Genomic DNA, 19487 nt, shown 5'->3' with positions numbered 1-19487 from the left:
ATGGTTCGTATTGAAGCAAGGAACCCTCGCCGCAGCAGTATTTTGGATATTTGCGACGGTGGCCTACATCAGACGTAGAGGCTGATATGGGGGCGTTCGAATCCATCACGTCACTCCCGTTCGAAATGATTAGCCACGGAGGCTCAGGCGTCGCGTCTGGATTCCTTCTTTTGGCTGTGGAGCTTCTGATATTGCTTGTGGTGATCCTGGCCGGGCGACGCATCGCAATGTTCGCTGGAACAGAAAAATTGAGAGTTAAGGGGCGAGTCAAGCGGAAGTTTGTTATTCCGAAGCATCGCGAATGGCAAGGTAAAGCCTATGTCACTGTTCCCGACAAGGACGTACTCGAAATAGATGTTGAAAATAGTCCTTGTCAATACTCTCCGGCCCCATGGAAATATCAGCGCGTTAGTGAAGGAGATGATATCGACGTCGCGATCCAGAAGGCTCGTTTCGGCAATCAAATTCGCATCCTTGATATCGGGCCTTTCTGAAAGACACAAATGAACCACTCGATTGATAGGGTTGTCGCGACCGTCGCAACAGCGTTGCACGTTCTTTTCTGCGTTTTGCTTGTGGTCGCGGCAGTGTTGTCCTTGATCGTTTACGCGTTCGGCGTGCCGCGCGGAATCAGCGCCGAACGGACTACGTTCCTACTTCTCCCTTCGCTCGGCGGAATCGTGTTTGTTGGGACGCTTCGAACACGCCTGCTGCGACGGCCCTGTCAAACCAAGTACGGAACAATCGGCCCTCTCGAACCGGGTTGGTCGGCTTTTGCGAACGCCAACCTACTTGCAGGCACCTTGGCCTTCGCCGTTGGAATAGTTGTAAATCTCGTAGCCAACAAATAGCAGAGTCACGGACCAAAGTTACATGAAGAAAAGAAGTAGGCTGGCGGCTTTGCCGCTCACAGCCCTGGTATCGCTCGCGTCCAACGCACAGCAAACGCCCGCCGACACGGCGGCCGCCGCACGCGCGAACGCTGAGCAGAACCAGCAACTACAGCAGCAGCGCGACGCACATCAGCGCGCCCAACAGGTCAACGCACCCGCCGTGCGCTCGACGGCTCCGAAGGTCGAAGGCTTCCCGGTGCTGCCGGTCGAATCGCCGTGCTTTCGTGTTGACACGTTCGCGCTCGATGTACCGGCGACACTACCCGATATCGCACGCAAACACGGCGCGTCCAATTTGCCGCTCGACCCGTTCTGGTTCGCGCGCGAATGGCTCGATCACTACAAGGGCGAATGCATCGGCAAGACCGGACTCGACATACTCACGAAGGGATTGCAGCAGACGGTTCTGTCGCGCGGCTATGTGACAACCCGCGCCCTGCTACCGGAACAGGACCTGTCGACGGGCACGCTGAAAGTCGCGCTCGTGCCGGGTGTCGTGCGGCATCTGCGCTTCGCCGCCCCCGACACGCGCGGCACCTGGAAATCCGCGTTCCCGTCGCGCGACGGCGACCTGCTGAACCTGCGCGACCTCGAACAGGGCCTGGAGCAGATGAAGCGCGTCGCGAGCCAGGACGTTGACATGAAGATCGAGCCGACCGAAGCTCCAGGCGAAAGCGATGTCGTGATTACGGTCAAGCGCGCCAAGCCCTGGAGTTTCGTCGCATCGGTCGACAACTCAGGCACGAAGGCAACGGGCAAATGGCAAGGCAACGTCAGTGTAGGCCTGGACAATCCGCTCGGCCTGAACGACGTGCTCGCGCTCGGCGCGAATCAGGATCTGTCGTTTGGCAACAAGGCGCTTGGTTCGCACGGCTTCAACGGTTCGTACTCCATACCGTGTGGCTACTGGACGGCAACGCTATCGGGCAACACGAACACCTACTATCAGAACATCGCAGGCGTGAACCAGACGTTTGTCTCCAGCGGTAATTCGCAGACGGCCGCGCTGCGTCTCGCGCGCGTGCTGTCACGCAATCAGACCGATGTTGCAGGCGCATACGTGCAGTTATCGAAACGCTTCGGCGAGAGTTTCATCGACGGCGCGGATATACCGACCCAGGCGCGCAACAACACGTTCCTCGAAATGGGTCTGACGGACAGGCATTACTTCGGCGCGGCGCAGTTCGACGGCTCGCTCGCCTGGCGTCATGGCATGGGCGGACTCGGCGCGACGCCGGACCCCTATCCCACGGGACCGACCTATCGCTATGACATGGCCGTTCTCGACGCGAACCTGTCAGTGCCGTTCGCGGTCGCCTCGCAAACCTTCCGCTACGTGACGACCGTTCACGGCCAGTTCACGAACGACACGCTGTTCTACATCGACGACCTGACCATCGGCAGCCGCTACACGGTGCGCGGCTTCGATGGCGAAACGATGCTCGCGGCAGAGAAAGGCTTTTACTGGCGCAACGAACTGCAATGGCCGATTGGGCAGACAGGCCAGGCGCTATATGCGGGAATCGACTACGGGCGTGTGTACGGCCCGAATACGGCCGCGCTCGCCGGGACACAACTCGCGGGCGCAGTAATCGGCATTCGTGGCAGCGTGCCGTCGAAATATGCGGGCTTCTCCTACGACCTGTTCGCGGGGACGCCGATCTACAAGCCTTCGGGCTTTCCGACCGCGCGCGTAACGGTCGGTGTGCAGGCGACCGCGCAGTTCTGACGCGCGGATACAGGGAACCGCCTCGGCGCGGTTCACATCAACAGGGAGCGAAGATGTCGAAGATAAAGAACCTGAGAACTGACATGGTGCGCATGTGTTGCGGCCGTTTTCATGATTGCCGGACTCGCGGCGTGCGGGGGCGGAAGCAGTACCGGCGCATCGACCAACCCATCGGCGAACCAGAACAATGCGGGCAACGGGACATCGAACCCGTCGACGAATGCGAGCTTTTTTGACAGCGTCTTTCTCGATGGCAGCGGCGCGGGCTATTACGAGTTCGAGGGATTCATCCCGTCTGGTTCAGCAACCATGCGGCCCACTTCAACCGGCATGACGCGCTTCTTCGTGACAGGCGACACCGATCCGAATTTCAGTATGTCGTCGACGGGCCTCCTTGGCACGTTCGCGCCCAATGTCGACATGGGCTATCTGACGCAGGAAGGACTGTTTCTGTCGAACAATCCCTTTCCGAGTGACATCGGCAGCAATTCGCACATCTTCGCGCGGCTTGCACAGGGCTATCAGTTGGGGATCGGCGGCATGTCGACGCCGCTCTACGAAATCACGCTGACCGTGCAGGATGTGTCGGGTATGCCCGCGAACGAGGTTTCCCGCCGCGAAGAATCGGTCGGCAACGGTCTGCCCGCCTTGCTTCGGACAGACACGACACCCATGCCCGCTGGTGCGCAGACGTACACCCAGGTCGCGCACCTACTCGTCCAGCATGTTGCGTTCAACGCGACAGCCGTGACCCGAAACGCGACATCACTCGAGCAGTTGCAAACGGGGTTGGGCGGTACGATCCAGACATTAGGCGGCTATCGCTACCTCATGCAGAGCGGCACCCAAAGCGTCTACGTCGAGTACAACGGGACGATCCATAACGGCTGGCTGTATAACGCTGGTGACACGCGCGATGCGATGTCGCAAGGCTATAACCGGATTGCGGCCAACTTCCTTGCCCAGGAAGAACAGAAAGCCGGACTGTAGAACGTCCGGCCGATAACAGGCTTTGAATTTCGCGCGGTCCGTTAGGCGGGGCACGCCCGACTGTGCAGGATGATTGTGCCGGTCCTTGCAGGTTGGGGAAACCTCGTGACATGCTGGAGTGGCGTTCTGGCGTAAACGCCACTGTCACGGCTCGAGCGCGGGACCGGCCCTGACCTGACGCTAATGACGGGTTGCAAGCCCCGCGAAGCCGAGCGGCATCGATGCCGTCTCAACGTCCTGTTCTTCACGCGCCGAATCGCGAACGAATTGAAGTTCATCCAGTTCCATCGTCGCGTCCATCGCGAAGCGATGCGACAGTTGTTCGAGACCATAGACGAGTGGCTCGCGATCTTCTGCGGGGATGTCCTCGCGCGCCAGCGTGCTTGCGATAGCGCCCGGACTCGTCAGTTCCCTGGCGCGCTTCTTGACGATTGTCCCCCAGATTCAGGAAGCGCTCGCCGCGATGGATGAGGCGCTTCCGATCGACAACGCGTAGCGAGCGCTCCAGGCACATAACCACAGGCGTCTGGGAGAAAACGCAATGGATCGCGAAGCGTTTGTTGCCGCGCGCAAGGCTGGCGTCGGCGGCAGTGATATCGCCGCTACGCTCGGGCTGGACCCGAACCGGCCTTCGCGCGAGCTTCATGCAATCAAGACATCGGCGTGCAATCGTTCTTCATACGCGTTGCGACGCCTTCGTAGTGCTTCACGAGTTCCGACTGAAGCACCGACACGATATCGCGGATGCCAGCGAAAACCAGCCAAAACCAGCGTCAGCAAAACCAGGCCCCCAATACTGGCGACTGCGTCGCAGACAAAAACCAAACACCACAAAATTCCACACAAAACCACGAAACTCCGTAATAATCACAGTCTTTGCGCGCGCCCGCGGCGCTTCAAATGGAATCCTCCGTCGTCCTTCTGGTCCTGCTGTCCGCCATGCTCCACGCAAGCTGGAACGCCTTCCTGCGGCTTGCGGAAGACCGCATCTGGCTGCTCGGCATGATGTCCATTCCGTACATCGCCGTCAGCGCAATCGGCGTCACGCTGCTGCCACTGCCAGCGCCCGCCGCCTGGCCCTACATCGCGGCATCCGTCGTACTCGAGTTCGGCTATTGCCTCGCACTGATCCGCGCCTATCGCAGCGGCGACTTCGGCCAGATCTACCCCATCGCGCGAGGTCTCTCGCCGCTACTCGTCTTCGCCGGCGCGCTCGTGTTCGCGCACGAATCGCTAAAGCCGCTCGCCGCGACCGGCGTCGCGCTCGTGTCGATCGGCATCGTATCGCTCGCGTTCCGCCGCGATATGCGCTTTTCCGGCGAAAGCGTGCCCTATGCGCTGCTGACGGGCCTGTTCATCTCCGCATATTCCGTCGTCGACGGCATCGGCGCGCGCGTCGCGGGCAACGGCCTCAGCTACATCATGTGGGTCTATCTGCTGTGGAATGTGCCGCAGTTTCTGCTCGTGTGGCACTGGCGCGGCGGCGCGAAAGGACTCTTCACGTCGCGCGAAACGATGTTCAAAGGCATGCTCTCCGGCGTGATCGCGTTGAGCGCGTATTGCCTCATCATCGAGGCCTACCGGTTTCTGCCCATCGCAATGGTCTCCGCGCTGCGCGAACTCAGCTCGATCTTCGCCGTGCTGATCGGCTTCTCGTTCATGCACGAACGGCTCACGGCGCGCCGCGTGTTCGCATGCACGCTGGTGTCGCTCGGCGCGGTTCTGATCCGTCTTTAAAGACCCCGGCCGCCGCTCACGCGAACAGCGGCAAGGTCGTATCGATCGCGTCGGCGAGCGTGTCGAACGCGGGCGCGATCTCTTCGTCAGGCACACACGCATAGCCGATCAGCAGCCCCGACTGCGCGCGCGAGGGCTCCGCGTAATACCCGGACAAAGGGCGCACGACGATATTGCGTTCGAGCGCCGCCGCCGCAACCGCGCGGTCGTCCGTGCCTTCGGGCAATTGCATCACCAGATGCAGCCCCGCGTCGCCGCCCACGGCGGGCAACGCGTCGCCATAACGCCGCGCGGCCGCGTCGAGCAAGGTGGAACGACGCTGTCCGTACAACGTGCGCATCTTGCGGATGTGCGACGTGAAATGCCCTTCCGCGATGAACTCCGCGAGCATCGCCTGCTGCAGCAACTGCCCTTCGCGATACAGCTCGGCGCTGGCCGTCGCAAAGCTCTCGGCGAGCGCCTCGGGCACGACGAGATAACCGATGCGCAGCCCCGGAAACAGCGTCTTGCCGAAGCTGCCGACATAAATCACCTGCCCCGCCGTATCGAGCCCTTGCAGCGACGCAAGCGGGCGGCTGCCGTAACGGTATTCGCTGTCGTAATCGTCCTCGATGATCCAGCACTGGTTCTGCCGCGCGTATTCGAGCAGCATGCGGCGGCGCGCAAGACTCATCACCATGCCGAGCGGATATTGATGCGACGGCGTGACGAGCATCAGCTTCGGCGGATGCGCGAGATCGTCGGGCGACGGGTTGATGCCCTCGTCGTCGACGGCGATGGGGCGCGACTTCAGCCCCGACACATGCATCACGCTGCGAACGCCCCAATAGCACGGGTCTTCCGTCCAGATCACGTCGCCGGGATCGGACAGCAGACGCACGGCGAGATCGACGGACTGGTGAATGCCCGTCGTGACGATGATCTGCTCCGGCGTGCAACGCACCGAGCGCGACGTGCGCAGGTAGTCAGCCAGCGCGTGACGCAGCAGCGACAGGCCGCCGCCGGGCGCATACGTCAGCAGATCGGGCCGCAGACGCCGCCAGTACTTGTTGTGCAGCCGGCTCCAGACGCGCGCCGGAAAACGCGTGACGTCGGGCACGCCCGGCATGAACGCGCCCCACTGACGCTTCGACACACCCGCGCCCGCGACGAGCCGGAAGCCGCGTTGCGACAGCGCGCGCGCGGCGGGCTGCTGTGTCTGCAGCAGCGGCTTCGACGGCTGCGGCGCCGACGCCCGCTGCAACTGCTGCACAGGCGAGGCATCCGTTGCCGATAGGCCTTGCGCTTCCGTCGAGCCGACGATTTCATCCGGCGACGTATCGGCGACGAACGTGCCGCGCCCCGTCGTGGACAACACATAGCCCTCCAGCGCAAGCTGCTCATAGACCTGCGTGACCGTATTGCGCGCGATGCCCAGCTCATTGGCCAGCAACCGCGACGACGGCACCTTGCTGCCCGCGGGGAGTTCGCGCGTGAGGATCGCCTGCTGCAGCAGCCGATGCAGCTGCCGGTAGATCGGCTGACCGTTGCCGCGGTCCAGGCGCTGGGCCAGCCAGTCGGACAACACACTCGCGCGCATGAAATTGGCTCCTGATTTTTTACTGAAATGGCTCTGAATTTTGGAGCCAAATCTGATTATAGTCGCTGCATGTGCCGCGATGAGCGCGAGCGCCCGAACGAACCCCAACAGGAGATCTCCGTGAAGAATGCTGAACTGAAGAGCCGCAAGGACGCCGCCACCCCGCGCGGCGTGGGCGTGATGTGCGATTTCTACGCTGCGCGCGCCGAGAATGCGGAGCTGTGGGACGTCGAGGGCCGCCGCTTCATCGACTTCGCGGCGGGCATTGCGGTGTGCAACACGGGGCACCGTCATCCGAAGATCGTCGCGGCCGTGCGAGCTCAACTGGACCATTTCACGCATACGGCCTATCAGATCGTGCCGTACGCGTCGTATGTCGAGCTGGCCGAGAAGATCAACGAGCGCGCGCCTGGCGACTATCCGAAGAAGACGGCGTTCTTCACGACGGGCGCCGAAGCCGTCGAAAACGCGATCAAGATCGCGCGCGCCTACACGGGCCGTCCAGGCGTGATCGCCTTCACGGGCGGCTTCCATGGCCGCACGATGATGGGCATGGCGCTGACGGGCAAGGTTGCGCCGTACAAGCTGAGCTTCGGCCCGTTCCCGGCCGATGTCTTCCACGCACCGTTCCCGAATCCGCTGCATGGCGTGACGACGGCGGACTCGCTGAAGGCGATCGAATTCCTGTTCAAGGCCGATATCGATCCGAAGCGCGTCGCGGCGATCATTTTCGAGCCGGTGCAAGGCGAAGGCGGCTTCTACCCGGCGCCCGCCGAGTTCGTGCGTGCGCTGCGCAAGCTGTGCAACGAGCACGGCATTCTGCTGATCGCCGATGAAGTGCAAACGGGTTTTGCGCGCACGGGCAAGCTGTTCGCGATGAACCACTACGACGTGGTGCCTGACCTGATGACGATGGCGAAGAGCCTTGCAGGCGGCATGCCGCTGTCGGGCGTCGTCGGGCGTGCGGATGTGATGGATGCAGCTGCGCCGGGCGGACTGGGCGGCACGTATGCGGGCAATCCGCTGGCCGTGGCGTCGGCGCATGCCGTGCTCGATATCATCGACGAAGAGAACCTTTGCGAGCGCGCTGTTGTGCTGGGCGACAAGTTGAAGGCGAAGTTGACCGCGCTGCAATCGGAAGTGCCGCAGATCGCGGATGTGCGCGGGCCGGGCGGCATGGTGGCCGTTGAGTTTTGCAAGCCGGGCACTTCCGAAGCGGATGCCGATTTCACCAAGCGCGTGCAGACGCGTGCGCTCGAGCGTGGTTTGCTGTTGCTGGTATGCGGTGTCTATTCGAACGTTGTTCGGTTCCTGTTCCCGTTGACGATTCAGGATGCTGTCTTCGATGAGGCTGTTTCTATTCTCGAAGATGTGCTTAAAGAGACTGTTGGCGTTGTAGCTTGATTTTTTGCCTGCGGGCGCTGGGGTGGGTGTTTTTTGCCCTGGCGCTGGCATCCGCGTTTTCGTAGCGGTGCTGCACGCGTTGCCCCTGTGCGGGGCGGCACTTACTTTCTTTGCCGCCGCAAAGAAAGTAAGCAAAGAAAGCGGGCTAACACCGCCAATCCTTGTGTTTGCCTGCGGGCCCCCCACCGGTCCCGCACTCCTCACGGCATCGCACTGTCTCACGCCCGTTGCCAGCGTACTAACTCACGCCTCACCCGCTTCACCTTCCCGCGTCACGAATTGCGTTACCAGTAAGTCCCCGGCCGCCCAGGTGGCAAACGGTGTGTAGGCCGTCGCGATCGACGTGCACCACTCCGGACTGACAAGCGGGATCGGTGTCGTAGGAGCGCCAACGCGTAAGGTGCGACAACCTACACACCGTTTGCCACCTGGGCGGCGCGGACGGATCGCTGCCGTTGGCTGCACTACGGGTGATTGGAGTGGGTGATGCGCGTGTTAAAGGCGCTGGCAACGCACATGAAATAGCGTGATGCCGTGTGGAGTGCGGGACCCGTGGGGGCCCGCAGGCAAACACAAGGATTGGCGGTGTGAGCGGCTTTCTTTTGCCTACTTTTCTTTGCCGCTGCAAAGAAAAGTAGGTGCTGCCCCGCACAGGGGCGACGCGTGAAGCACAGATGCGAATTCGCGGATGCCAGCGAAAGCAACGGCAACGGCAACGGCAAAAACCAAAACCAAAACCAAAACCAAAACCAAAACCAGCGTCGCAGACATAAACCTGAAAGGACAAACCCAAATGACTGACCTGCGTAGCAAACTGAAAGACCCTTCCCTGCTGCAAGCAAAGGCATACATCAATGGCGAATGGCAAGACGCCGACAACAAGGAAACGTTTGGAGTACTGAACCCGGCAACAGGCGAACTGATCGCTGAAGTGCCAAGAATGGGCACAACCGAAACCCGCCGCGCGATCGAAGCGGCAAACAGATCATGGCCCGCCTGGAAGGCAAAAACCGGCAAACAACGCGCAGAAATTCTGCGCAAATGGAACGACCTGATGCTGGCGAACGCCGACGACCTGGCGTTGATTCTCACGACAGAACAAGGCAAACCGATCGCGGAAGCAAAAGGCGAAATCGGCTACGCAGCCTCGTTCCTCGAATGGTTCGGCGAAGAAGCCAAGCGCGTCTACGGCGATACGATCCCCACCGTCGCCAACGACAAGCGCATCGTCGTGACGAAGGAACCCGTCGGTGTCTGCGCCGCCATCACGCCGTGGAATTTCCCCGCTGCGATGATTACCCGCAAGGTCGGCCCGGCGCTCGCGGCAGGATGCCCGATCATCGTCAAACCCGCCGAAGCGACGCCGCTCTCGGCACTCGCGCTCGCCGTGCTCGCCGAGCGCGCAGGCGTGCCCGCCGGCATCTTCAACATCGTCACCGGCGACCCGAAACCCATCGGCGGCGAAATGACGGGCAACCCGCTCGTGCGCAAGCTGTCGTTCACGGGATCCACGGGCGTGGGACGTCTGCTGATGGCGCAGTGCGCGCCTACCGTCAAGAAGGTATCGCTGGAACTGGGCGGCAATGCGCCGTTCATCGTGTTCGACGACGCCGATCTCGATGCCGCCGTCGAAGGCGCCATTGCATCGAAGTACCGCAACAGCGGACAGACCTGCGTGTGCACGAACCGCTTCTATGTGCACGACCGCGTCTACGATGCATTCGCCGGCAAGCTGGCCGCCGCCGTCACAAAGCTCAAGGTCGGTTTCGGCACCGAGCAAGGCGTGCAGCAAGGTCCGCTGATCAATGAAGCGGCCGTGCTGAAGGTCGAATCGCATATCGAAGATGCGCTCGGCAAAGGCGCACGCATCGTCACGGGTGGCAAGCGTCACGCGCTCGGTCACGGCTTCTTCGAACCGACCGTACTCGCCGACGTCACGCCCGACATGAAGGTCGCGCGCGACGAGACCTTTGGTCCGCTTGCGCCACTATTCCGCTTCTCGTCGGACGAAGAAGTGATCGGGATGGCGAACAGCACCGAATACGGTCTGGCGTCGTATTTCTATAGCCGCGATATCGGCCGCATCTGGCGTGTCGCCGAAGCGCTCGAGTTCGGCATGGTCGGGATCAACACGGGCGCCATTTCGAATGAAGTCGCGCCGTTCGGCGGCGTCAAGCAGTCGGGCCTCGGCCGCGAAGGATCGCACTACGGGATCGACGAGTATGTCGTGATCAAGTACATGTGCATCGGCGGCGTGTAAGCGCTTCTCCCGTCCGCGACGCCGGCAGAGCTGCCGCCGGCGTCGCGGATATTCGCGTTCGCGCGCGCCCGGATCAGCGCGATCCGGGCGTCAGGACACTGCCTTCCTGCGTGTTTTCGCGGGCGGTTTTTGACTCACCCACGCCGCTTCGTCGAGCAGGCGATCGAACAGACGGTTCAGCATCGATTCCGGCAAAGGCGAGAGCCCGAGCAGCGAATTGAACGCGAGACCGCTGGCCGCAAAGTAGCGCAACAGCGAGAGTTCGAGGTCGCTCGACTCTTCCCGCATCTTCTTCATCCTCTCGACGTCCGTCGCCTTGAAGTCCGCCAGCAGCTCGGGGTTCTCGACCAGTGCCGCCAGCACGGCACGTGCGACCGAATGCGGTTGCCTGGCGGATTCCCGGTATATGGCGATCTGCGACGACAGACACGGCTCTGTCTTCGTTGCCCCCGCCTTCGCTATATACGCGTGCGCGATCTGCTCGAACTGCTGCCGCTGATGATCCAGCAATGCCTTGAGCACGCCGTCCTTGGTACGGAACTGATGCAGCAATCCGCCCTTGCTGATGCCGCTTTCGCGCGACAGCGAATCGAATGTGAGCCCGCCCACGCCTTCTCGCGTGAGAATCGACAGTGCGGCCTCGATAGCCTTTTTGCGGGTATTTTCCGAGCGAGTCTGGTTATCCATTGATCATAAAGGTGACGTCATTCGAGCCCGTCGGCTGCCTCGTTTGCCGAACACACGACGCGCCGCAACCTGCAGGCAGAACGTGGCCTGAACCGGGAGCCCCAGATTGTACGCCCGCATTTTTTCCAAAAACAAACCGGATAGACGGTTTACATCCGAAAAAGGCGATGCTACATTTCGGCCACGTCGGTTCAGCACGAACCGGCACTCTCGCCGACTCCCGACATTCATCCGCAAGGACCGACCCATGTCCACGACCAGACTCGCCCCGCTCTTTCTCGTCTGCGCTTTCGCGCTCGCCGCCACGGCGTGCTCGAGCGTGCAGCCCGTTGCCTATTCGGGCATTTCGTCAGCGCAGCAACTGAAGCAGAACAGAGGCGACGACGCGGCCAAAGTGCCTTACCGGTATGCGGCGCCCGTCGTCTGGTCGCGCTACACGCAAGTGATGGTCGATCCCGTCGTCGTGTATCGCGGCGCAGACAACCAGTTCGGCGATATGACGGAGGACGACAAGACCGCGCTCGCCGACTACATGAGCAAGACGTTCGCGTCGAAACTCACGAAGCGTTTCGAACCCGGCACGCAGCCTTCGCCCGCCACGCTGCGCATCCGCCTCACGCTGACGGGTGCGGAGACGACCACGGCGCTCGTCGGGCAGGTCATGCACTTCGATATCGCGGGCAATCTGTACAACGGCGTTCAGGCGATCCGCGGCGGCAAGGGCGCGTTCAGCGGCTCCGTGTCGTATGCGGTCGAGGTCTACGACAGTTCCAGCGGCCGCCTTCTGAAGGCCTACGTATCGAAGCAATATCCGAACGCGATGAATCTGCCCGCTGCATTCGGATCGCTCAGCGCAGCGCGAACCGGCCTCGACAAGGGTGCGGACGCTCTCGTGGCGCAACTGCAATGAGCGAGCGGCCGTGACGCGTGCGCCGTTCGGGTACTCGACGCGTCGGCTCAGCCGCCTGTTCAGCGCCTGTATCGCCGGCCTGTGCAGGATGGGCAGACGTCTGCGCGACGTCGTGACGGGCGATCTGTCATGAGCGGCGCGTCGTCGGCCGTCTGGTTGATTCCCGTTGCGGCATTGCTCATTTCGGGCGCGCTTCTGGTTCGTACCGGCATGCAGCGCGGGCCGCGCGTCGCGATCAGCTTCCTGTCAGCCGAAAGCCTCGAGGCCGGAAAAACGCGGGTGCGCTACCGGGACGTCGAAATTGGCAGGCTGAAAGACCTGCATCTGTCGGCCGACCGCACACGCGTTCTCGCCGAAGTGCAACTCGACGATGCCGCGAAACGGTTCGCGGCATGCGGCACGCGATATTGGGTGGTGCGTCCGCGCGTCAGCATGACGGGCGTCTCGGGTCTGTCGACAGCCCTTTCCGGCGCCTTCATCGCCGCCGACGCCGGGCCGGCATCCGCACCGACATCCCGCTCATGCAACGCGTTCAACGGACCGGAAGCGCCGCCATGGGTCACGAGCGACCAGAAGGGAAAACGCTTCGTGCTGCACGCAGACTCTCTCGGCTCGCTGACGGCAGGCTCACCCGTTCTGTTCCGCCGCGTGCAGGCGGGTCAGGTGCTCGGTTACGCGCTTTCCGCGGATGGCGTGGAGGTGCTCGTCGACGTGTTCGTCAACGCGCCCTACGACGGGTACGTGACATCCGGCACCGTCTGGTGGCAGGCAAGCGGAATCGATCTGCGCTTCGGCTCAGACGGTTTCAGATTCGATACGCAGTCGGTGGCCTCGCTGCTCTCGGGTGGCATCGCATTCGATACGGCGAAACAGGTGCCCGCATCGCACGAGGCCGCGGATGGTGCATCCTTCGTGCTGGCCGCCGATCGCACGCAAGCGTCGCAGCGCGCGGAGGACGGACGCGCCGCACGCGTCCAGATGCGCTTCGAACAATCGCTGCGCGGACTGTCGATCGGCGCGCCCGTGGATTTTCATGGTGTCGAACTGGGCCGGGTCGCGGCAATCGATGTGGACTTCGATCCCGCAACGGGCCGGATCGACATGATCGCCACGCTCGATCTGTATCCGGCGAGACTGGGACACCGCTACCGCCAGGCACTCGGAAACGGCGATAGCGTCGCGGGCAGGGATCTGCTGCATCGGCTGATCGACAACGGCCTGCGCGGACAGCTTCGCATGGGCAGCGTGCTGACCGGCCAGCGATATGTGGCACTCGATTTCTTTCCCCGCGCGCCCAGAATCCCGTTCGATACGCAACGAACGCCCGTCGAACTGCCGACCGTGCCGAACACGCTCGAAGAACTGCAGGACCAGCTTGCAGGCATCGTCGACAAACTGGACCGCGTGCCGTTCGGGCAGATCGGGCGCAGCCTCGACAGCACGCTGCAGACGGCTGCGTCGCTGTTCCAGCGCGTCGACACCGAACTGGTGCCCGAAGCCCGTGCGACGCTGGCTGCAGCGCAGCAATCGTTCGAGGGAGCGAACGCGACGCTCGCGCACGACTCTCCGCTCCAATCCGATCTGCACGGCGCCCTGACCGAACTGCGCCGGACGCTTGCTTCGCTGAATTCGCTCGCCGATTACCTTCAGCAGCATCCGGAATCCGTCGTCTGGGGTAAGTCTTCCGCGCGCCAGCCCGGACAGTGAGCGCGCGGCGAAAAAAAATTTGAACATCGCTCTATGGTTTCGAAGCCCGCTGCCGATAACACCGCTCATGAGTCCCTGCACGTAGAGGCTTCCCGATGCCATTTGAATTTATCGCCCGCCGCCCGGCGCACCTGAAACGCACCCTCGTGATCCTGGTCGGCTGTGCCGGCGTCCTCGGCAGCATTTCGATCTGGGGCCGGGTGCCCGCCACCGCACTCGCCGACGCAGACAAAGAAGTCGCACAGTTCGGCCCTGCCCCGACGGGCGGCGCGTGCAGCGTCGAAGGCGCGGTATCGAAGGACGTTCACGGCACGTTTCTGATGTGCTGGAAGCAGGTCTGGAGCAAACCGTAGTGCGTGCGGTCTTTCCCTGAATACCGGCCTCGCCCGGATTCTGGACTCGCAAGTCGAACGCGTGAGCACGAATGCATGGGCGTTTGCGTTCGCGCTGCTTGCCGGGCTTCACGCGCTCAAGATGCTTGCCGTCATGCGGCTTCCGGGGCGAGCGGGCGTCAATGCATAGCCGGGCAGGTGCGATGCGCCCGGCGTGCGCATCGCATCGCACGACAGCCGCCCATTTCAGCTACCCGCTTCCGCAGGCGGCTCCTCGGACAACCAGTTGCGCACTTCCGGCCTGACGCTGAACATCGGGCTGTCCATCCATGCGTCTAGCCACGATTGCCAGTTCTTCCACTGCGCGTCGTCCATGACGAAATCTTCGTAGCTCGCGCCCGAGGCCGTCTCGTGCACCAGCACGTACGCAACCGCGTGCCCATTCCAGTAGGCCACGAGTTCGTCAGTAAGATCCGCCGTCGTGTCGGCGCCATGATCGCGCAGGACTGCGCCGATCTTTTCTTCGAATTCCGCACGTGTCATGTCTTTGCGCCTCACTCAACACAGGTAGCCAGCACCACGCGGCCGCACCACGGCCGCGGGCCGACGACTGAAAACGCAGCGCTCACAAAGCGCGTGCAAACGACAGCGACCTGTCGCCGACCAGCTTGCTACCCGCCTGATCGAGCTTCTTCATCAGTTCGGCCTTGCGCGCACGCAACTTCTCGCCCAGCGCAACGAGGTCGACGCCGCTCTCGCGCAGTTCCGGAAAAAGCGCGGATTCCTCTTCCTCGACGTGGTGTTTGACAAGCTCCGACATCACCTTGAACGTGGCGTCGAAGCCGTGATCGCCGGGCTTCAAGGTGTCGAACTTCTCGATCAGCGTCTTGACCAGGAAGTGCTCCACATACGCCTCGTCCACGTCGATTTCATTCTGCTTCTCCAGTTGCTTGTGCGCGACGGGGTACAGAAGCTCTTCTTCGATGATCGCATGCACCGTCAGTTCTTCGCACGTCCGCCGTGCCAGTGTACCCTTCGCTTCGAGATCGTCGTCGCCGGCTTTTTCAAAAGCGTCGAACAGTTTTTCTACCGTGCGATGGTCGGCCTTCAGTAAAGCAATCGCGTCTGCGCCGGAATGCCCGTTCATCATTGACTCCTTAAAAGATGTGAGAAAGCCGCAGATGCCGGATGCGCTTGCGTGCTCCAGGCCTGCAGGCAAGTCATCCCGAGCAATCGCTATTCCGTCGGTTGCAGCGGCATGCGAAAGCATGCGCTCGCGGGTCCGTCGATTGCTCGTGCACACCTGCGCGCAGAGGCGCATGGCGCACGAGACGGACATGCGACGGCTCGTGATGGATAACGACGACTCAATCGAGGGGCGGCACATGGAAACGACGAAAACGGAAGGTGTGGTTCGTGAAGCGGCTGGCAATGTAAAAGAGACGATCGGCTCTCTCGCGGGCGACGTCGGGATGCAGATCGAGGGCAAGGCGGACGAATTGCGCGGCAAGGCTCAACAGCTCTGCGCGGACGCGACGGACATCGCGCGCGACGCCATCTCGTCGAGCCCGCTTGCCGTGCTGGCAGGCGCGGTCGCAGCGGGCTTCGCACTGGGTGCGCTGTGGGCAGCGAACCGTCACGACGACGTGTAGAACGGCCGGCGCTTCGACCCGCGCGGCGTTGTGAACGGAACGGCAGATGCACGACGCAAGTTGTGAATGCCCGAAGGCGCTGCGCCGCGACAACCCGGTGCGGTCATATGCCGGAAGAATCGCGCGCAATAGCGCAGCTAGCGCTTGCCGATTCGAATCATCGCGATGGTTTCCTCGATCACCGCGCGGTGTTCCATCATCGCTTCGAGCGACACGCGCATCTCCTGCAGCAACGTGATGGCCGAGTCCGCGTCGTCGCCTTTCAGCTTGAGCTTGTGCACCGTCTGCAGCTGATGCTCGATGAGGCGGCGCCCTCTCGCAATGTGCTCGTCGGCGAGACGCAAATTGCCCAACTGCTGCTCCAGATCCATCGCCCGTTCTCCACGCGACCAGCGATACGGATCTTAGCGCGTTGCGGAACGATTTAAATCAGGCTGCATGGGTCCGTAACCGGGAACTTACGGACAGGCGCGGCGCAGAATGCGCGATCAGCCTTTGCCGACGTCCTGCAATGCCACACGGGCCGCATCGAATGCGGCCTTGGCGGGCACGTCGCGCGCCGGGCATCACGGCTCGTGGCTCAATCGTGGCTCAACGCCTCCGCGATTCGCGCGGCCGCCTGCGCGGCCACCTCGCAACCGAGCACGATGTGCTGCTCGGCCGTGTCCTCGATGAAATCGTGACTGACGCCGCCGATGCTCGGCACGAACAGCATGCAGGCGGGAATGTGATGCCCGATCACCTGCGCATCGTGCGACGCGCCGCTCGGCATGTGCGTCCACTGTCCGGGCGCGAGCGCTTCGGCAGCTTGTGCGAGATGCCGTTGCAAACCGGCATCCATCGTGACGGGTTCTTCGGCACCGTCGCACGCGATCAGCTCTGCTTTTACAGCGTGCTGCGCGTTCCATTCATCGACCAGGCCCGCAAGCGCATTGTCCATTGCATGCAGCCGCCCGGCATTTCCGTCGCGGAACTGCAGATTCAGCGTGGCCTTGCCCGGCACCACGCTGAACGAACCGGGATCGAGATCGATGCGCCCAACCGTCCACACCGTATCCGCGTCCGCCAGCCGGTCGAATGCGTCGTCGATACGCGCGATGAACGCGACGAGTGCCGCACCCGCATCGCGCCGGATGGCCATCGGCGTCGTGCCCGCGTGATTGCGCTGCCCCGTGAAGCGCACCTGAAACTCGCGAATGCCGACGATCGTCGTCACCACGCCAATCGATTTCGCCGATGCTTCCAGCCGGCCGCCCTGCTCGATATGCGGTTCGAGATACGCGCGTTGCCTCATGCGATCCAGCGTCACACGCGGCGCGTTCGCGAGGCCCGCCTGAGCGAGCGCATCGCCGAGCAACAGGCCTTCGTGATTGCGCGCACCGTGCAACGAGGCATCGATCGCTTCGCCAGTGAAGCTCCGGCTGCCAAGAAAGCTCGAGAACGTGCCCTCTTCGTCGATCCATGACGCGACGTCCACGGCGAACTCTCGCGTCGCCTCGCATTCGCCGAAGGCACGTGCGATTTCGAGTCCATAGATCACGCCGAGCGCGCCGTCGAGCCACCCTCCCGTCGGCTGCGTGTCGGTGTGCGAGCCGATCACGAGCGCGGGGCCGCGCTTGCGCGAGCGGCCGAATACGGTGCCAACGCCATCGATAGCCGCATCCAGCCCTGCATCCGTCATGCGCCCCGCGAGCCAGCGGCGCGCCTCGATATCGACGGGCGACAGCGACAGACGCACCACGCCGGGCCCCGTGGCGCCGAAGCTGCGCAAGGTCTTGAGGTCGTCGAGCAGGCGAACGGGATTGATGCGTGGGAAGTCTTCGGGCACGGTGCTTTTCCAGGGGCGAGTCAGTGGAGGATCGGCGATGCTAGCATCACCCGGGCGGATAGCGCAGCGCTCCATCAGGCTGTGGTTGCGCGCCGGGGGTCATCGTCGCGGGTTCGATGCGGCCCGCGGTCATCACATGCAGCACAGTCTCGCCGCGCGCCAGCAGATAGTCCGCGATGATGCGGCGATGGCATCGCCACCAGACGGCTTCGGAGCACATGATCACGCACGTCTGCCGATGCCCCAGATCGAGCAGTTGCGCCAACCCTGCCTGAAACGCGGGGCTCATCGCGTAGTCGGCATAGTTGCGAAAGGCGGGATGCGTCCAGTAGCCATTCGGCGACGGCGCGCCGCCCCTGGCTTTGCTGCGCCTGCCGCCGAGGCCCGCCAGGTGAACATAGCCCACATGTGCCGGGCGCAGCGCGTCCGGCAACGCTTCTCGATTGAATTGCGGATTCGTGCGGGAGCGGGGAATGCTCCGCACGTCGACCACTGTGTCGATCCCGGCACCCGTCAACAGACGGATGAACTCGCCCAGTGGGTGAGTCGAATGGCCGATCGTGTAAAACGCATTTGACATCGATACCTCGCGCACGCAATCGCGACGATGCTTTCAGTGTACCGGGCGATTTCCTGTGTCGAACTCCAGCCTATGCCAGCAATGCATGGTCCTGTGGCGGCAAGCTGCGCACCGCAACTGCCGCGACGTGCGGTTGAACAGCCTCGCGCCGAGCCGTTCCTCGATCCGCGCCACGCCCCGCGGTACGGTGGCGACGGACACGCCCATCGCCCGCGCCGCGGCTGCAAACGATCCTTCCTACGCCACCTTCGCGAATATCCCCAGCCTTTCGAAATCGGCGAGTCTCGTCATTTCATTTTTGCAATGATGGTTTGCAAACGCTTCTATTTCGAAAAGACGGTTGCGTCGATATTCTTCTCACATCGCTTCACCACTTAACAGAACCGAATCGATCCATCAAAGGAGAAACATCATGGCACGCAGACTCGAAGGCAAGATCGCACTGGTGACGGGCGCGACCAGCGGCATTGGACTCGCTACGGCAAAGCGCTTTGCAGCCGAAGGCGCGCACGTGTACATCACAGGCCGCCGTCAGGCCGAACTCGATGCAGCCGTCGCCGCGATCAACACGGTGGGCAACGCTACCGGCGCGCGCGTCGATTCGTCGAAGCCCGAGCAACTGGACATGCTGTATGAGCAGATTCGCGGCGAGAAGGGCCGACTCGATGTGCTGTTCGCCAATGCGGGCGGCGGGTCGATGGTGCCGCTCGGCGAGATCACCGAGGCGCACTATCACGACACGTTCGACCGCAATGTGAAGGGCACGCTGTTCACCGTGCAAAAGGCGCTGCCGCTGCTGTCGAAAGGCGCATCGGTGATTCTTGCGGGCTCGACGACGACGATCGAAGGCACAGCTGCGTTCAGCGTGTATTCGGCCTCGAAGGCTGCGATCCGCAACCTGGCCCGCAGCTGGATTCTCGACCTCAAGGACCGCGGCATTCGCGTCAACACGATCAGCCCCGGCGCGACGAGGACGCCCGGCCTCGTGGAACTCGCGGGCCCGGACAGCGCGCAGCAGCAAGGCCTGCTCGACTATCTCGCCTCGCGCATTCCGATGGGCCGCGTGGGCGAGCCGGAAGAAATCGCGGGCGCGGCGCTGTTCCTGGCATCGGACGATGCGAGCTTCGTAAATGGCGCCGAATTGTTCGTCGACGGCGGACAGGCGCAAGTCTGAGTTGAACGTGCGGCGAAGGCAGCCG

Annotated in this window: 18 protein-coding genes and 1 pseudogene; 11 read left to right on the top strand and 8 right to left on the bottom strand. The window is 62.6% G+C overall.

Annotated elements, in window-relative coordinates:
- Positions 1-86 precede the first annotated feature (86 nt).
- The 4 genes from FRZ40_RS25925 to FRZ40_RS25910 all read left to right on the top strand — a co-directional run bounded on the left by FRZ40_RS25925 (position 87) and on the right by FRZ40_RS25910 (position 5349).
- The gene (locus FRZ40_RS25925; RefSeq protein WP_147236035.1) at positions 87-494 is read left to right on the top strand and encodes a hypothetical protein; all 408 of its coding nucleotides are present in this window, start codon (positions 87-89) and stop codon (positions 492-494) included.
- Between the two features lie 379 nt (positions 495-873).
- Positions 874-2622 carry a ShlB/FhaC/HecB family hemolysin secretion/activation protein gene (locus FRZ40_RS25920; RefSeq protein WP_147236034.1) on the top strand — a complete coding sequence of 583 codons (1749 nt, stop codon included), beginning with the start codon at positions 874-876 and terminating at the stop codon, positions 2620-2622.
- Between the two features lie 111 nt (positions 2623-2733).
- Positions 2734-3612 carry a hypothetical protein gene (locus FRZ40_RS25915; RefSeq protein ID WP_147236033.1) on the top strand — a complete coding sequence of 293 codons (879 nt, stop codon included), beginning with the start codon at positions 2734-2736 and terminating at the stop codon, positions 3610-3612.
- Positions 3613-4512: 900 nt separating this feature from the next.
- On the top strand, positions 4513-5349 hold the full coding sequence (locus tag FRZ40_RS25910; protein ID WP_147236032.1) for a DMT family transporter: 837 nt from the start codon (positions 4513-4515) through the stop codon (positions 5347-5349).
- Positions 5350-5365: 16 nt separating this feature from the next.
- On the opposite strand, the gene pdxR is transcribed toward FRZ40_RS25910, so the two are convergent.
- Positions 5366-6928 (bottom strand): MocR-like pyridoxine biosynthesis transcription factor PdxR, encoded by a 1563-nt coding sequence (gene pdxR / locus FRZ40_RS25905; RefSeq protein WP_147236031.1) that lies wholly within the window; start codon positions 6926-6928, stop codon positions 5366-5368.
- A gap of 120 nt (positions 6929-7048) precedes the next feature.
- On the opposite strand from pdxR, the gene FRZ40_RS25900 reads away from it, so the two are divergent.
- Positions 7049-8332: a 4-aminobutyrate--2-oxoglutarate transaminase gene (locus FRZ40_RS25900; RefSeq protein WP_028367950.1), complete on the top strand. Its 1284-nt coding sequence runs from the start codon at positions 7049-7051 to the stop codon at positions 8330-8332.
- Between the two features lie 793 nt (positions 8333-9125).
- The gene (locus FRZ40_RS25895; protein WP_147236030.1) at positions 9126-10592 is read left to right on the top strand and encodes an NAD-dependent succinate-semialdehyde dehydrogenase; all 1467 of its coding nucleotides are present in this window, start codon (positions 9126-9128) and stop codon (positions 10590-10592) included.
- Positions 10593-10682: 90 nt separating this feature from the next.
- Here FRZ40_RS25895 and FRZ40_RS25890 read toward each other — a convergent pair whose 3' ends face one another.
- Positions 10683-11279: a TetR/AcrR family transcriptional regulator gene (locus FRZ40_RS25890; protein ID WP_147236029.1), complete on the bottom strand. Its 597-nt coding sequence runs from the start codon at positions 11277-11279 to the stop codon at positions 10683-10685.
- 247 nt (positions 11280-11526) lie between these two features.
- Here FRZ40_RS25890 and FRZ40_RS25885 point away from each other — a divergent pair, with 247 nt between their 5' ends.
- From FRZ40_RS25885 to FRZ40_RS25875, 3 genes are all read left to right on the top strand, one after another.
- Positions 11527-12189, top strand: a complete 663-nt coding sequence (locus FRZ40_RS25885) for a DUF3313 domain-containing protein (protein WP_028366781.1) — start codon at positions 11527-11529, stop codon at positions 12187-12189.
- 129 nt (positions 12190-12318) lie between these two features.
- Positions 12319-13896, top strand: coding sequence for a PqiB family protein (locus FRZ40_RS25880; RefSeq protein WP_147236028.1), 1578 nt, complete (start codon positions 12319-12321; stop codon positions 13894-13896).
- Positions 13897-13991: 95 nt separating this feature from the next.
- Positions 13992-14249, top strand: a complete 258-nt coding sequence (locus FRZ40_RS25875; protein ID WP_028366779.1) for a hypothetical protein — start codon at positions 13992-13994, stop codon at positions 14247-14249.
- 225 nt (positions 14250-14474) lie between these two features.
- On the opposite strand, the gene FRZ40_RS25870 is transcribed toward FRZ40_RS25875, so the two are convergent.
- A complete protein-coding gene (locus tag FRZ40_RS25870; protein WP_147236027.1) occupies positions 14475-14771 on the bottom strand; it encodes a hypothetical protein in 297 nt (98 codons plus the stop codon).
- An 82-nt stretch (positions 14772-14853) separates the two neighbouring features.
- A complete protein-coding gene (locus FRZ40_RS25865; protein WP_240057286.1) occupies positions 14854-15375 on the bottom strand; it encodes a hemerythrin domain-containing protein in 522 nt (173 codons plus the stop codon).
- A gap of 238 nt (positions 15376-15613) precedes the next feature.
- On the opposite strand from FRZ40_RS25865, the gene FRZ40_RS25860 reads away from it, so the two are divergent.
- Positions 15614-15880: a CsbD family protein gene (locus FRZ40_RS25860; protein WP_147236025.1), complete on the top strand. Its 267-nt coding sequence runs from the start codon at positions 15614-15616 to the stop codon at positions 15878-15880.
- A gap of 137 nt (positions 15881-16017) precedes the next feature.
- On the opposite strand, the gene FRZ40_RS25855 is transcribed toward FRZ40_RS25860, so the two are convergent.
- The 4 genes and pseudogenes from FRZ40_RS25855 to FRZ40_RS25840 all read right to left on the bottom strand — a co-directional run.
- Positions 16018-16251: a hypothetical protein gene (locus FRZ40_RS25855; protein WP_028366775.1), complete on the bottom strand. Its 234-nt coding sequence runs from the start codon at positions 16249-16251 to the stop codon at positions 16018-16020.
- A 209-nt stretch (positions 16252-16460) separates the two neighbouring features.
- Positions 16461-17708 (bottom strand): Zn-dependent hydrolase, encoded by a 1248-nt coding sequence (locus FRZ40_RS25850; RefSeq protein ID WP_147236024.1) that lies wholly within the window; start codon positions 17706-17708, stop codon positions 16461-16463.
- A gap of 46 nt (positions 17709-17754) precedes the next feature.
- The gene (locus FRZ40_RS25845) at positions 17755-18288 is read right to left on the bottom strand and encodes a DUF488 domain-containing protein (RefSeq protein ID WP_147236023.1); all 534 of its coding nucleotides are present in this window, start codon (positions 18286-18288) and stop codon (positions 17755-17757) included.
- Positions 18289-18402: 114 nt separating this feature from the next.
- Positions 18403-18579, bottom strand: a pseudogene (locus tag FRZ40_RS25840) (helix-turn-helix domain-containing protein); the annotation flags it as partial.
- Between the two features lie 121 nt (positions 18580-18700).
- Between FRZ40_RS25840 and FRZ40_RS25835 the strand changes: the two are divergent.
- A complete protein-coding gene (locus tag FRZ40_RS25835; RefSeq protein ID WP_028366771.1) occupies positions 18701-19462 on the top strand; it encodes an SDR family NAD(P)-dependent oxidoreductase in 762 nt (253 codons plus the stop codon).
- Positions 19463-19487: the final 25 nt, after the last annotated feature.

This window comes from Paraburkholderia azotifigens (genome assembly GCF_007995085.1).
In the GTDB taxonomy this organism is placed as follows: domain Bacteria; phylum Pseudomonadota; class Gammaproteobacteria; order Burkholderiales; family Burkholderiaceae; genus Paraburkholderia; species Paraburkholderia azotifigens.
This window is presented reverse-complemented; position numbering and strand designations above follow the sequence as displayed.

Excerpts from the sequence above, each read along its gene's own strand:
- FRZ40_RS25845 (WP_147236023.1), bottom strand. The coding sequence starts at position 18,288 with ATGTCAAATGCGTTTTACACGATCGGCCATTCGACTCACCCACTGGGC.
- FRZ40_RS25855 (WP_028366775.1), bottom strand. The coding sequence starts at position 16,251 with ATGGATCTGGAGCAGCAGTTGGGCAATTTGCGTCTCGCCGACGAGCAC.
- FRZ40_RS25920 (WP_147236034.1), top strand. The coding sequence starts at position 874 with ATGAAGAAAAGAAGTAGGCTGGCGGCTTTGCCGCTCACAGCCCTGGTA.
- FRZ40_RS25835 (WP_028366771.1), top strand. The coding sequence starts at position 18,701 with ATGGCACGCAGACTCGAAGGCAAGATCGCACTGGTGACGGGCGCGACC.
- FRZ40_RS25915 (WP_147236033.1), top strand. The coding sequence starts at position 2,734 with ATGATTGCCGGACTCGCGGCGTGCGGGGGCGGAAGCAGTACCGGCGCA.
- FRZ40_RS25875 (WP_028366779.1), top strand. The coding sequence starts at position 13,992 with ATGCCATTTGAATTTATCGCCCGCCGCCCGGCGCACCTGAAACGCACC.
- pdxR (WP_147236031.1), bottom strand. The coding sequence starts at position 6,928 with ATGCGCGCGAGTGTGTTGTCCGACTGGCTGGCCCAGCGCCTGGACCGC.
- FRZ40_RS25870 (WP_147236027.1), bottom strand. The coding sequence starts at position 14,771 with ATGACACGTGCGGAATTCGAAGAAAAGATCGGCGCAGTCCTGCGCGAT.
- FRZ40_RS25910 (WP_147236032.1), top strand. The coding sequence starts at position 4,513 with ATGGAATCCTCCGTCGTCCTTCTGGTCCTGCTGTCCGCCATGCTCCAC.
- FRZ40_RS25895 (WP_147236030.1), top strand. The coding sequence starts at position 9,126 with ATGACTGACCTGCGTAGCAAACTGAAAGACCCTTCCCTGCTGCAAGCA.
- FRZ40_RS25860 (WP_147236025.1), top strand. The coding sequence starts at position 15,614 with ATGGAAACGACGAAAACGGAAGGTGTGGTTCGTGAAGCGGCTGGCAAT.
- FRZ40_RS25925 (WP_147236035.1), top strand. The coding sequence starts at position 87 with ATGGGGGCGTTCGAATCCATCACGTCACTCCCGTTCGAAATGATTAGC.
- FRZ40_RS25880 (WP_147236028.1), top strand. The coding sequence starts at position 12,319 with ATGAGCGGCGCGTCGTCGGCCGTCTGGTTGATTCCCGTTGCGGCATTG.
- FRZ40_RS25885 (WP_028366781.1), top strand. The coding sequence starts at position 11,527 with ATGTCCACGACCAGACTCGCCCCGCTCTTTCTCGTCTGCGCTTTCGCG.
- FRZ40_RS25865 (WP_240057286.1), bottom strand. The coding sequence starts at position 15,375 with ATGAACGGGCATTCCGGCGCAGACGCGATTGCTTTACTGAAGGCCGAC.
- FRZ40_RS25890 (WP_147236029.1), bottom strand. The coding sequence starts at position 11,279 with ATGGATAACCAGACTCGCTCGGAAAATACCCGCAAAAAGGCTATCGAG.